This window comes from Rathayibacter sp. PhB186, from assembly GCF_003751825.1.
In the GTDB taxonomy this organism is placed as follows: domain Bacteria; phylum Actinomycetota; class Actinomycetes; order Actinomycetales; family Microbacteriaceae; genus Rathayibacter; species Rathayibacter festucae.
The window spans coordinates 433,277-446,353 of sequence record NZ_RJKO01000002.1; the positions used below are offsets into that span (position 1 = coordinate 433,277).

Below are 13,077 nucleotides of genomic sequence, written 5' to 3' on the forward strand. Positions count from 1 at the left end.
GGTGGTCTCCCGTGCAGAGAAGTCGGAGTGCGGGGTGTCGGAGTGCGGGGTGTCGGAGTGCGGGGTGTCGGAGTGCGGGCTGTCAGAGCGCGGCGGCCGCGAGCGAGCGCGTGCCGGCGATCAGGAGGGCGGCGTCGTCCTGCGGCGGGTGCACCCGGGAGGCGAGGACGTCGCGGAGGTGCCGCTCGAGCGGGTGGTGCCGGGTGAGCCCGGGGTTGCCGAGCGCGGCGACGGCCGTCTCGACCGCGGTGACGGCCGAGCGGGTGGCGAGCAGCTTGCCGACCACGAGGCGCTCGGCGGCGCGCGGATCGCCCGCGTCCACTCGCGCGGCCAGCGAGAGCAGCACCTCCTCGGCCTGCACCAGCTGCGCCTGGATCTCGCCGGCGACCGAGCGGATCCGCTCCGTCGTGGCGATCGGCCGGCCGAGCGAGGTGGGCACCCGGTCGTTCGCGAAGCGCACGAAGAAGCTCTGCGCCGCCCGTCCGACGCCGGCGTAGAGCGCCGCGACCGCGAGACCGAAGCCGCCGGCCGCCCCGGCCTCGGGCGCGAGCTGCGAGCGGGGCGTCCCGCGGAAGTGCTCCAGCGGCAGGCGGACCTGCTCGTAGACCACGTCGTGCGTGCTCGAGGCCCGCTGGCCCAGGTGGTCCCAGGTCCGCTCGATCCGGACCCCGGGGGCGTCGCCGGGCACGATCGCGTGCGCGAGCTCGGGCTCGCCCGACGCCCCGCCGTGATCGACCGCCCAGACCAGGTGGTACGCCAGCCCCTCCGAGCCGGTGGCGAAGCCCTTGCGGCCCTCGAGCAGCCACCCGTCGCCGTAGCGGCTGATCGTCGTGGCGGGCAGGCCGCCCCGGGCCGGAGCGCCCCACTCGGGCTCGGCGCGCACCGCGTTCAGCAGCACGGGGCGCTCGGCGGAGTCGGCGAGCACCGAGCGGTAGAGCTCCTCCGGCCAGAGCGCGGCGCGGTCCTGCGCGGCATGCTGCAGCACGGTCATCGCCGAGATCAGCGCGACCGCCGGGTCGCCCTCGCCGAGCGCGCCGAAGACGCGGACGAGGTCGACGGTGGTGGCGGGCGTGCCGCCGTAGCGGGTGCCGACGCCGAGGGAGAGCAGTCCCGCCTCGTGCACGGCCTGGATCCCCTGCCAGGGGAACTCGGCGGTGCGGTCGTAGTGCTCGGCGGTCTCGGCGAGGCGGGCGGTGACCCGCGCCAGCGCGCGATCGGTGAGGTCGGGCGCGGGCGGGACCGGCTCGCGGAGCACCGTGGCGGGCGCTCCCGTGAGCAGCGTCACGCGATCGCCCCGGCCAGCTCGGCCTCGAGCGGCGGCTGCGCGACGACCTCGCCGCGGCGCCCGGTCGTCTCGCGGTGCGCGAGCTCCTCGCGGACCAGCGGGATGACGTACCGGCCGTAGTCGACCGCGTCGTTCAGGTTGTCGTAGCCGCGGATCGAGATCAGGTCGGCGCCGAGGTCGACGTAGTCGAGGATCGCCGCGGCGACCGTCTCCGGCGTGCCGACGAGCGCGGTGGAGGCGCCGGCCGCCCCGGTGGCGGTCGCGGTCGGCGTCCAGAGCGCCCGGTCGTGCAGGTCCTTCCGCCGCGCGATGTCGAGGAGGCGCTGCGAGCCGACGTTCGCCGGGCCGGTGGCGCTCGGCGTCTGCACCCAGAGTCCCTTCTCGCCCTTCCGCGGGTTCGTCGTGCCGCCGCGGCTCTGCAGGATGCCGAGGATCCGGTGCGCCTTCTCCCAGGCGAGCTCCTCGGTCGGCGCGATGATCGGCCGGAAGGTGACCCAGGTGCGCGGGGTGTCCGCGCGGCCGGCGGCGAGCGCCGCGTCCGCGATCCGGTCGATCTGCTGCTGGGTGTCGGCCAGCGGCTCGCCCCAGAGGCCGAAGACATCCGCGAGTGCGCCGCCCTGGCGGTAGGCCTCGTCGCTCGAGCCGCCGACCGAGATCGGGATGGTGCCGCGCACCGGCCGCACCCGCGAGACGAAGTCCTCGAAGCGGTAGTACTCGCCCTCGTGATCGAACGGCTCGGTCGCCGACCAGACCTTCCGGAGGATGCGGAGGTACTCCTCCTGCCGCGCGTAGCGCTCGGCCTTGCTCAGCCGGTCGCCCTCGCGAGCCTGCTCGTGGTCGTTCCCGCCGGCGATGAAGTGCACGACGGCCCGGCCGCCCGAGAGCTGGTCGAGAGTGGCGAGCGCCTTCGCCGCGACGGTCGGGTAGACCGTGTTGGGCCGCAGCGCGACGATCGGCTTCAGGTGCTCGGTGTACTGGGTGACCGCGGCGGCGATCGTGAACGGGTCGTGCCCGGCCGAGCCGTAGGGCACCAGCGTGTAGTCGAAGCCGCCGTCCTCGAGGATCCGGGAGTAGCGGCGCAGGTAGGCGACGTCGATGGCCGGGTCGGCCAGGCCGTTGACCTCGTTGGAGTGGTTGACGTTGATCGCGGAGATGAACTCGACGGTCATGGGAGGTCCTTTCGAGAGGGTGCGGAGGCGCACCGGAGGCGCGCGGGCACGCCGGAGGAGCGCGGGAGGGCGCGGAGAGAGGGACGCGCGGCGGGCGGCGGCGCGCACATGCCGGGACAGGCGGCGAGGGCCAGGCCGTCGGGCGGAGGAGTCGGGCGACGCGGAGGCGTCAGCGGGAGACCGGACAGGAACATCCGCGCACCGGCGCGAAGGGGTTCCCGTCCGAGGACATTCGAGTGCCGACGCTCCCGCGGCTCGCTGCACCGGTCGCGCCGAGCGGCGCGGCGGCGGTGAGGGCGGGCGGGAAGGTCATGGCTCCGACGCTACGGGCGGGGTGCTCCGGGCGTCCAACGACGATTCCGGATGCGTTCCGATCGGCGATCCCGATCGTTGGTAACTCTTCGTCACACCCGCGTCGGCGGCCGGCGACGGACATCACACTCGCGCGCCCGCGGGCACCGCGACCGGCCGCGCCCGCACGGTGCCGAAGACCTCCGCGAGCGCGGCGAGCGCCGTGTCCTCGACGTCCGGTGCGAGGCCGCGCCGCGAGACGAGGCGCAGGTTGACCGAGCCGAGCGCCGGCAGGTCGTGCCGCTCGACGAGTCCCTCGGCGACCGCGCCGCGGTGCGCGGTCGGCAGCACCGCGACTCCGACACCGGCGCGGGCCGCCGCGATCACTCCCTCCAGCCCCGCCGACTCGGCGACCACCCGCACCTCGTGGCCGAAGGCGCCGAGCTGCTGCAGCGCGCGCTGGCGCATCCCGCACGGCTCGGAGTAGGCGACGAGCGGGATCGGCGCGTCCTCCGGCGGCTGCCAGCCGGGTGCCGAGTACCAGTCGAGCGGCAGCGTCGCGACCTGGCGGCCCGGCAGGTCGCCGCCCACGCCGAGGATGACGGCGAGATCGACGACGCCGCGGGCCACCGCCTCCGCCAGGTGGTTGGAGCGGTCGAGTGTGAAGGTGAGAGGCCGGTCGTCGAAGGCGCGGTGCAGCGTCTCGAGGAGGCGCGGCAGCAGCTGCTCCGCGGCCGGCTCGGTCAGGCCGAGGGCGAGCGGGTTCTCGCTCGCCGCGTCGAGCAGCTCCAGCGCGTCGTCGTGCACGGCCAGGATCCGGCGGGCCTGCACCAGGAGGCGCTCGCCGGCCGGCGTGAAGCGGGCCCGGCGCCCGACCTTCTCGATGAAGGTGCGCTCGAGCCGCCGCTCGAGCGTGCGGACGTGCTGCGAGACCGTCGGCTGGCTGATGTGGAGGGCGACGGCCGCCCGGCCGAACCCACCGCAGTCGGCGATCGCCACGAGCGTGCGCAGGTGGACGATGTCGAGCGTCTCGGGCATCCCCCGACGCTACGCACGCACCCGACCCGGGGCGACCGACGGCGCAACACGCGGACATCTCCCCTGCGCAGGGGAACGGCCGAGGTCTCCGCTGCTGCGGAGCGCCCCGGCCGTCTCCGTGCGAACGCCTCTCTGATCAGGCGCCGGAGATGCCTACGTACCCGTTCGGCTGCCAGTCCCAGAGCGCCCGGCCGTCGGCGCTGCGCACCACGAGGTTGCCGTCGTTCTGCATCGTCAGCACCGATCCCGGATTGCCGCCGGTCCCGGAGGACCACAGCGCTCGGCCCGAGGCGCTGTAGACGACCGCGTTGCCGTCGTTCTGCATCACGAAGCGGTTGCCCGCGCCGGACGTTCCCGTGCTCCACAGGGCGACGTCGCCGGAGGGACTGCCGTAGTACACGACGACGTTGCCGTCGCTCTGCAGCACCGTGCGGACGTCCCCGCCTCGCGAGCGGAGGAACTGGCCGACGGAGAGCTGCGCGCCGGGCACCAGCGAGTCGCGGTACGCCGGGCTTCCGCCGTCGCTCGACCAGAGAGCGCGGAACGAGCTCGAGTAGAGCACCAGGTTGCCGTCGTTCTGGAGCACCAGCTGGGCGCCGTTGAAGCCGGACGTGCCGGTGAACCACACCGCCGCTCCGCCCTGATAGCTGACGAGGTCGCCCGCCTCGAGAGCGAGCCGCGTGCCGCCGCTCGTGCCGGCACTCCAGCGGACCCCGCTCTGCCCGATGACGACGAGGTTGCCGTCGTTCTGGTAGACGGCGCGGTAGCGGCCGTCAGCGGAGGCGAGCGCCTGACCGCGGTCGAGCTGCCGACCCTCGACGAGGGTGGTCTCCCCGCGGCTCGCCCACAGAGGTGCCGCCGTGGCGGAGTAGGAGACGAGGTTGCCGTCGGCCTGGATCGCGAGGAACGACGGCTCCCCACGGCCGTTGCTGCCGCTGGCCCACAGCGCCGCGCCCTGCGCGGAGTAGATCACGATGTTTCCGTCGCGCTGCAGCGTGAGCGAGTTGCCGGCGCCCGAGGTGCCACTGACCCAGAACGCCCCACCGTTCGGGTCGTAGACGACCGCGTTGCCGTCGGTCTGCATCACGAAGCGGAAGACGCCCTGGCTGCCGAGGTTCGACCGGAGCTCCTCACCGGCCTTCAGCGTCGCTCCGACGGCGAGCCGATCGCCGGTCGCGACGGCCGCGGCGGCGGTCTCGGCGTGCAGCGCCGGCGGAGCTGCGAGCGCGGGACCGGCGACGGCGCCGCAGGTCAGAGTGGTGGCGAGGACGACGGCCGCGAGGCGGCCTCGAGTGGACAGGATCATGTGGTTCCCCCGGGTGTGCGATGGCCCGCGGCAGTGCGGGCCCGCTCATCCTGGCAGTCGCGCACGACGGCCCGCCGACGCCGTTCTCACGATCCGATCACGGCCGCACGACGAGGCGGCCCCTCCCTCGATCCGCCCTGTCGGACGGTCGTGGAAGGGGCCGCGCGGTGGTGCGGGTCAGTGCGCGAGCACCGGCTCCGCGGAGGCTCCGGACGAGAGCGCGAGGCCCGCCGAGCGGCGGCGGAACAGCAGCACCGAGAGCACCGCGCCGAGGGCGAAGAAGCCCGCGCCCCAGCCGTAGGCGACCGCGTAGCTCTGCACCGCGGCCTCCGCCGCGGTGGTCGCCGTGGTCGGGGTGTGCGTGAGGAGGTAGTCGGTGACCGCCGTCGCCGCGAGCGTGTTCAGCAGCGCGGTGCCGATCGAGCCGCCGACCTGCTGGCTGGTGTTGACCATCGCCGAGGCGACGCCGGCGAAGCGCATGTCGACTCCGCGGGTGGCGGTCTGCATCGAGCCGGGCATGATCGAGCCCATCGCGAAGCCGAGCACCATCAGCGCCGGCAGCACGTCGGCCGCGTAGCCGCTGTCGAGGTCGAGGCGGGTGAGCAGCAGCATGCCGACCACGCCGAGCAGCATGCCGAAGGTCACCATGATCTTCGGTCCGAAGCGCGGCAGCAGCAGGTTGGTCGAGAGCTGCGCGGCGAGCACGAGCATCCCGATCATCGGCAGGAACGACAGCCCGGTCTGGATCGGCGAGTAGCCGAGCGAGACCTGCAGGTAGTAGGTGACGAAGAGGAAGATCCCGAACATCCCCGCGCCGGCGATCAGCACCGAGAGGTACGCGGCGCCACGGTCGCGGTCCAGCACGATCTGCAGTGGCAGCAGCGGGTGCTCGGTGCTGCGCTGGCGGAGCACGAAGCCGACGAGGAGCACGACGGCCGCGGCGAGCGGCACCCAGGTCATCGGCGAGTCCCAGCCGTCGGTCTCCGCGTTGGCGAAGCCGAAGACCAGGCCGAAGAGGGCGGCCGAGACGAGGATCGTCCCGGGCACGTCGAGCCGCGGGCGCGGGCCGACCCGGTCGATGGTCGGCACGAAGACGATCGCGCCGATGACCGCGACGACCGCGATCACGACGTTGATGTAGAGGTTCCAGCGCCAGTCGAAGCTCTCGGTCAGCACGCCGCCGAGGAGGAGGCCGACCGCGCCGCCGGCCCCCGCGATCGCGCCGAAGACGCCGAACGCGCGGGCGCGCTCCTTCGGGACGGTGAAGGTGGTGGTCAGCACGGCGAGCGCCGTCGGCGCGAGGAGGGCGCCGAACACGCCCTGGAGCGCGCGGGCCGCGATCAGCAGCTCGAAGTTCGGCGCGGCGCCGCCGAGCGCGGAGGCGATCGCGAAGCCGATCAGGCCGATGACGAAGGTGCGCTTGCGGCCGATCAGGTCGGAGAGGCGCCCGCCGAGCAGCAGGAGGCTGCCGAAGGCGAGCGAGTAGGCGGTGACGACCCACTGGCGGTCGCCGTCCGAGAAGCCGAGGTCGGCCTGGGCGGCGGGAAGGGCGATGTTCACGACGGTGGAGTCGAGCACGACCATGAGCTGGGCGAGCCCGACGGCGACGAGCGTCCACCAGCGGCGGGAGGACGGGGCCGGAACCGCAGGGGCGGCGGAGTCCGGCAGTGATGTGGTCTGCGACATGGAGGAGACCATATACGAGACTGTGTAGTTTCGGAACTGCGGAGTTCTTCAATTAGCATGGTGTTCACACGGGCCGTTCGCGCGGCCCTCCCGAACCGATTGGAGAAGCAGCGATGACGCCGCCCACTCCCCCCGCCGCCACCTGCGACGCCCCGGCACGCCCCGGCCGCCGCCGCGATCCGAACCGCGACGGCGAGATCCTCATCGCCGCCCTCGACGTGCTCGCCGAGACCGGCTACGACGGCATGACGATCGACATGGTCGCCGCCCGCGCGAAGGCCGGCAAGGCCACGCTCTACCGACGCTGGGAGTCGAAGGCCGAGCTCGTGCTCGAGGCCGTCGCCTGCCTGAAGGGCGCCGACATCGACCAGGACGCGCTCCCCGACACCGGCACCCTGCGCGGCGACCTGGTCGCCCTGATCCGCCCGCGCGCGATCGAGGACGCCGAGCGCAAGCTCCGGATCATGTCGGGCGTCGTCGCGATGATCTCCAAGGCCCCCGAGCTCGCCGACGCCGTCCGCCAGGCCATCGTCGAACCGCGCGCCCGCGCCAACCGGACCCTCCTGCGCCGCGCCATCGACCGCGGCGAGATCCCGGCCGACGTCGACGTCGACATGCTCGCCGTCCTGACCCCGTCGATGGTCTCCTACCGCGTGCTCCTGATGCGCGAGCCCGTCGACCGCGACTACCTGATCTCCCTCGTCGACAACGTGCTCCTCCCCGCCGTCGGCCTCCGCGCCGGAGCCCCCGCCGCCTGACAGCCGCGCATCGCGGACCCCCCGCTCCATGCTGATCGAGTAGCCCGCAGAGCGGGCCTATCGAGATCCACCCCCGCCAGAAGCCGAGCCTGCAGACCCACAATCCGCACGGTCACCACCATGCTGATCGAGTAGCCCGCACAGCGGGCGTATCGAGATCCAGCACCGCCAGAAGCCGAGTCTGCGGACCCACCCTGCTGACGATGCCGGGTCTCGATACGCCCCTGCGGAGCTACTCGACCAGCATGAATGCGCGCTGTCGCGCATCTCCCGCAACACTCTCCTACTCCGGGCCCTCCACCGCGGCAAAGCCTGGCTCTCGTTGACGTCTACAAGCTCGCGCCGTCCTCCACTGCTGCTGCCTTCGGGGTGTCAGGAAAGATCTCGGCTGACAGAGACGTTGGTGGGTGACGTAGTTCACCGCGCGTCGCCTGTATCCGCTTGCTCCGACCCGCGCGACCTTGCGCATCTCACGCTGCGCGTCGATAGCTGAAGCGACGATGAGGCCGTTCAGCATGGCGACCGCCCGCGCAGAGCATCGCTAAGCCATCACCGAGCGCGTCGGGTGTGAGCGACGCGGACGAGTACTTCGTCTACCTCGTCATCCGAGGCTCGCGCTTCACCGCTGAGGTGTGGCCGGAAGCCGCAACCGCCTGGAAGGAGGTGAACACGCCGTTCGACACCTGGAGGTCAGCGTGTCAAGCGTTACTGAGCTTGGAGGATCGCTGGCCTGAGGTCGAGCGCTGTCCAGAGCTCGTCCGCTCCCGAGATCGTGAAGAACCCGCATCTAGCCGGGTTCCTTCGTTTCCTATCGCCGACGAGAGGCCTTTATCGACTTGCATCTTTAAAAGATCAGGGTACGTTTCGACAACTTCACCAGCGATAGACCATAAGTCTTACATGTGGTATTATTGATAAGCACGGAAAAGACCCGCTAACCATCTCCCTCAGGAAGTGGCGCGGGCCTTTTTGGTGCCGACGAGGTTACAACTCGTCGTTTCGTATTCAGATCGAAGCCAACCTTGGAGGTTGACATGGGTAAGCATACCCGAGCAAGACGAAGAAGACCAGCCCGCCGTACAGAGGAGCCCTCCCTATGGAGGACCATCGTCGGCACGGTGGTGCAGTGGGTAGGACCAATTGCTCTGCGAGAGGCATGGACCTGGGCTTGCGAGAACTGGGGAGAAATCCTTGAGTGGTTTGGTTCTCTCAATTAAGTATGAGGCCCCCTCCCTCACGAACCGTCAAGGTCCCAGCGGGAGCGGGGGCATCTAGGGGGCTGCCATGAGCTGGGCTTTTAGCCCCTGCGGCGGCCCTTCACGCCGTCAGCGTTCTCCAGGAAAGCGCTGATGTTCGGCGCGAGCTTGTTGAACTCGGCGGTGCTGCCATCAATGATGGGTTTCTTACCGAATGCTGCTGATCCTCGCATGGGATCGGGACTATTTGATCTCCATCATTGACCACCCGATGCTGCCAGGGGTGATGCTCGGGGCAGGGCACCGGTCATCGAGGAGGCGGCCGTCAGGGTACCAATCGGCCCACACCCTACGGGCGACGAAGACGAAGGCCCGCCGCCTCCCCGGCAGCGGGCCTCCCCGTCATCGTTCAGCTACTCGCAGACTCTTCGATCGCCATCTCGATCGAGGTCATACACATCTCCGTAGTCGAGATAGTAGAAGTTGAACTCCGCCTGCGCCGCTGCCGGGCTCGAGAAGTCCTTGCAGTCCTTATCAGCGCCCGGCCGAGCGGGACGCGCGGAGTTCGTCTGCCAGAGCACTCGTCCGCCGGTGCTGTAGATGACGAGGTTGCCGTCGGTCTGCATCACCATGCGGGCGCCCGGGTTTCCGGAGGTCCCCGACTGCCAGCGGACGGATCCGCCGCTCGAGTAGATCACGGCGTTGCCGTCGGTCTGCATCGCGAGGTAGTTGCCCGCCCCGGAGACGCCGGCGTTCCAGCGCAGGCGGGTCCCCGCGCCGTAGACCGCGAAGACGCCGTCGGACTGCATGGCGGCGCGGAACTCGCCGGCGACCAGGTTCTGGTTGCCGTACAGGTTGTTGTTGCCGTTCAGCTGGCTCTGACCGTTACCCGACGCGGGCGGGGCCGGAGCCGGCGGCGCGGGCGGCGCCGGCGGCGTGTAGCTCGACCACACGGCGCGGTTGCCCGAGTAGATCACCAGGTTGCCGTCGTTCTGCATGACCATGCGCGCGCCCGGGTTGCCCGAGGTGCCCGACTGCCAGCGCACAGCGCCGCCAGCCGAGTAGACCACCGCGTTGCCGTCGGTCTGCATCGCGAGGCGGTTGCCGCTGCCGGACGTGCCGGTGGAGAAGCGGACCTCGCCACCGCGGTAGACGACGAAGTTGCCGTCGCCCTGCATCGCGGCGCGCGAGCCGCCGTCGCTCGAGACGAGCTGCTGGCCGGAGCGGATCTCGCCGCCGCCGTTCAGCACGTCGCGGATCACGGGCGCCGGCGGTGCGGGCGGGGTGTAGCTCGACCACACGGCACGGCCCGAGGCCGCGTAGATGACGAGGTTGCCGTCGTTCTGGATGACCATGCGCGCACCCGGGTTGCCCGAGGTGCCCGACTGCCAGCGCACTCCGCCGCCGGCGGAGTAGACGACCGCGTTGCCGTCGCCCTGCATCGCGAGGCGGTTGCCCGCGCCCGAGGTGCCGGCGCTCCAGCGTGCGGAGCCATTGCTGTAGACGACGAAGTTGCCGTCGCCCTGCATGACCGCCCGCGAGCGCGAGTCGGTGGAGGTGATCTGCTGGTCGGCACGCAGCTCGGCGCCACCGCGGAGGGTGTCGCCGACGACGGCGGGCGGAGCGGCCTGGTAGGAGGTCGCCCAGGCGGGGGTGCCGTTGGTGCGGTAGACGACGAGGTTGCCGTCGTTCTGCATCACCAGGAACGCGCCGGGGTTGCCGCCGGTGGCCGACTGCCAGAGCGCGCGGTTCGCCGTCGTGTAGACGACGAGGTTGCCGTCGGCCTGCATCGTGATGCGGTTGCCGGAGCCGGACGTGCCGGTGCTGAAGGTCGAGCGGCCCGCGGCGTCGTAGACGACCGCGTTGCCGTCGGTCTGCATCACGAAGCGGAACTGGCCGTTGCGCGAGACGATCCGCTGACCGGCGGTGAGAGTCGAGTCGGAGGCGAGGCGGTCGGTCGCCGCGGCCGGGGGCTGCGTCGGAGTGGGGGTCGGCGTCGGCGTCCGCGTCGGGCGCGGGGTCGAGGTCGGAGTAGCGGTGGGCGTCGCCGTGGGAGTGGCGGTGGGCGTGACGGTCGGAGTGGCCGTCGGAGTCGGCGTCGCGGTGGGCGTCGGCTCGGGCGTCGCGGTCGGCGTCGGCGTCGGCTCGGGAGTCGGCTCCTGCGTCGGAGTCGGCTCCTGCGTCGGAGTCGGCTCCTGCGTCGGGGTGGGCGTCGGAGTCGGAGTGTCCGTCGGGTCCGCCACCGAGGACGAGAGCGCGGACGCGGTCGGAGCGAGCGCGGCGGCACCTCCCGCCGCGAGGAGGCACGCGAGCGTGAGTGCTGCGAGGCGGCGGGCGGGGGGCTGTGGCATGAAGCGCCTTTCACAGTGCGGATGCAGAGGAGGCCCGCGCATCGTCGAGCGGGCCAGGCGGAGCCTCCCACGCGCCCTCCCCGCCCGTCCATCCTTTTGGGTAGAACTACCCAACAGATGTCGTGCGGCCGCCCGTCGGAAGAGAGGTCGTGGTGACGGCGCGACCTCCGGCCTCTTCGGTGGAACTGCGGACGCTCGCCCCCTGACGAGAGGAGGCGAGCGTTCAGAGCGAGCGGCCGGTCAGGGACGCGGTGCGCCTCGAAGGGTCTCGCAGGGGATGCCGTCACCGTCGTCATCGAGGTTTCCAGCATTCGCATACGTCTGGAACCACGCATTCGCGGCGGACCAGTCGTTGTTGAACGAGCCGCAGGTTCGCACCGGTCCGTTCGGACGAGATGCCGGCGCCGGCTGGTTGCTCTGCCAGGCCGCGCGGTCGTCGACGGAGTAGATGACCAGGTTGCCGTCGTTCTGGATGACCATCCGCGGGCCGAAGGTGCCCGCAGTGCCCGACTGCCAGAGCGCGCGGCCGCCGGCGGAGTAGACCACCGCGTTGCCGTCGCCCTGCATCACGAGACGGTTGCCCGCGCCCGAGGTGCCGGCACTCCAGCGCGCGCTGCCGTTGCTGTAGACGACGAAGTTGCCGTCGCCCTGCAGGACTGCCTCACTGCGGCCGTCGGTCGAGCGGATGCTGCGGTCCTGGGTGAGCTCGCTACCGGCGAACAGGGTGTCGCTGGTCAGCACCGGCGGCGTGTAGCTCGACCACAGCGCGCGGTCCCCGGAGTAGATCACCAGGTTGCCGTCGTTCTGCATCACCAGTCGCGCGCCGGAGTTGCCGCCGGTACCCGACTGCCAGAGGGCCCGGCCCGACGCGGAGTAGACGACCGCGTTCCCGTCGGTCTGCATCGCGAGGCGGTTGCCCGCGCCCGAGGTGCCGGTCGAGAAGCTCACCTGGTCACTCCGATAGACGACGAAGTTGCCGTCGCCCTGCATCGCGGCGCGCGAGCCGCCGTCGCTCGACACCAGCTCCTGACCGGCGCGGAGCTCGCCGCCGCCGCTCAGCACGTCGCGCACGACGGGCGCGGGGGGCGGGTTGCTCGACCACAGCGGACGGCCCGAGGCGGCGTAGATCACCAGATTGCCGTCGTTCTGCATCACCATGCGTGCCCCGGGGTTGCCCGCGGTACCCGACTGCCAGAGCGGAGCGCCGTAGTTCGCGTAGACGACCGCGTTGCCGTCGGACTGCATCACGAGGCGGTTCCCCGGCCCGGAGGTGGCTGCGTTGAACCGCACGGAGCCGCCGCTGTAGACGACGAAGTTGCCGTCGGTCTGCATCGCCGCGCGGGAGCGGCCATCGGTCGAGACGAGCTCCTGACCGGCGCGCAGGTCGCTGCCGCTGCTGAGCGTGTCGGCGACCGCGGGCGGCGCCTGGCCGTCGGACGAGGACCACGCGACGGAGTCGTCGGCCCGGAAGACGACGAGGTCGCCGTCGTCCTGCATGACCAGGAGCGCGCCCGGGTTTCCGCCGGTGCCCGTGCTCCAGACGGCCCGGCCGTCGGCGGCGTAGATCACGACGTTGCCGTCGGTCTGCATGTCGAGCCGGTCGCCGCGGCCCTGGGTCCCGGTGCTCCAGGTCGACCCCCTGTAGTCGTAGATCACGGCGTTGCCGTCGGTCTGCAGCACGAAGCGGTACTCGCCGCCCTCGGACGTGATGCTCTCGCCGCGCGCGAGGCTCTCGCCGCCGATGAGGGCGTTCGTGTACCGGACCGGCCCGCGCGCGACCGCGTCGTCGGAGGCGGACCCGGGGCGGAAGGCCGTCGGGGCCTGAGTGGACGTCGGCTCGCTGCTGACGGCCGCGAGAGCGGAGGCGCCGGGCGCGATCGCGGCCGCACCTCCCGCGGCGAGCAGACAGGCGAGCGTGATCGCCGCGAGGCGGCGGGAAGGAGGCTGTGGCACGAGGAGCCTTTCGGAGTGCGGCGGTGCCCGCGCGTCGTCGAGCG

General features: G+C 71.7%; 8 protein-coding genes. 1 reads left to right on the forward strand and 7 read right to left on the reverse strand.

Features of this window, described 5'->3' with window-relative positions; genetic code table 11:
- Positions 1-82: 82 nt before the first annotated feature.
- The 5 genes from EDF45_RS09680 to EDF45_RS09700 form a co-directional block, all read right to left on the reverse strand.
- Entirely contained in the window at positions 83-1,285 is a 1,203-nt protein-coding gene (locus tag EDF45_RS09680) for an acyl-CoA dehydrogenase family protein (protein WP_123735935.1), read from the reverse strand.
- A complete protein-coding gene (locus EDF45_RS09685) occupies positions 1,282-2,454 on the reverse strand; it encodes an LLM class flavin-dependent oxidoreductase (protein WP_123735936.1) in 1,173 nt (390 codons plus the stop codon). Before EDF45_RS09685 ends, EDF45_RS09680 begins: the two co-directional genes overlap by 4 nt.
- A 435-nt stretch (positions 2,455-2,889) precedes the next feature.
- Entirely contained in the window at positions 2,890-3,783 is an 894-nt protein-coding gene (locus EDF45_RS09690) for a LysR family transcriptional regulator (RefSeq protein ID WP_123735937.1), read from the reverse strand.
- Between the two features lie 136 nt (positions 3,784-3,919).
- Positions 3,920-5,089, reverse strand: coding sequence for a hypothetical protein (locus EDF45_RS09695; protein ID WP_123735938.1), 1,170 nt, complete (start codon positions 5,087-5,089; stop codon positions 3,920-3,922).
- 177 nt (positions 5,090-5,266) lie between these two features.
- Positions 5,267-6,775, reverse strand: coding sequence for an MFS transporter (locus EDF45_RS09700; protein WP_185020140.1), 1,509 nt, complete (start codon positions 6,773-6,775; stop codon positions 5,267-5,269).
- A gap of 113 nt (positions 6,776-6,888) precedes the next feature.
- On the opposite strand from EDF45_RS09700, the gene EDF45_RS09705 reads away from it, so the two are divergent.
- On the forward strand, positions 6,889-7,533 hold the full coding sequence (locus EDF45_RS09705) for a TetR/AcrR family transcriptional regulator (protein ID WP_123735940.1): 645 nt from the start codon (positions 6,889-6,891) through the stop codon (positions 7,531-7,533).
- 1,609 nt (positions 7,534-9,142) lie between these two features.
- On the opposite strand, the gene EDF45_RS09710 is transcribed toward EDF45_RS09705, so the two are convergent.
- Both EDF45_RS09710 and EDF45_RS09715 read right to left on the reverse strand, forming a co-directional pair.
- On the reverse strand, positions 9,143-11,080 hold the full coding sequence (locus EDF45_RS09710; protein ID WP_123735941.1) for a hypothetical protein: 1,938 nt from the start codon (positions 11,078-11,080) through the stop codon (positions 9,143-9,145).
- A gap of 240 nt (positions 11,081-11,320) precedes the next feature.
- The gene (locus EDF45_RS09715; RefSeq protein WP_123735942.1) at positions 11,321-13,033 is read right to left on the reverse strand and encodes a hypothetical protein; all 1,713 of its coding nucleotides are present in this window, start codon (positions 13,031-13,033) and stop codon (positions 11,321-11,323) included.
- Positions 13,034-13,077 lie beyond the last annotated feature (44 nt).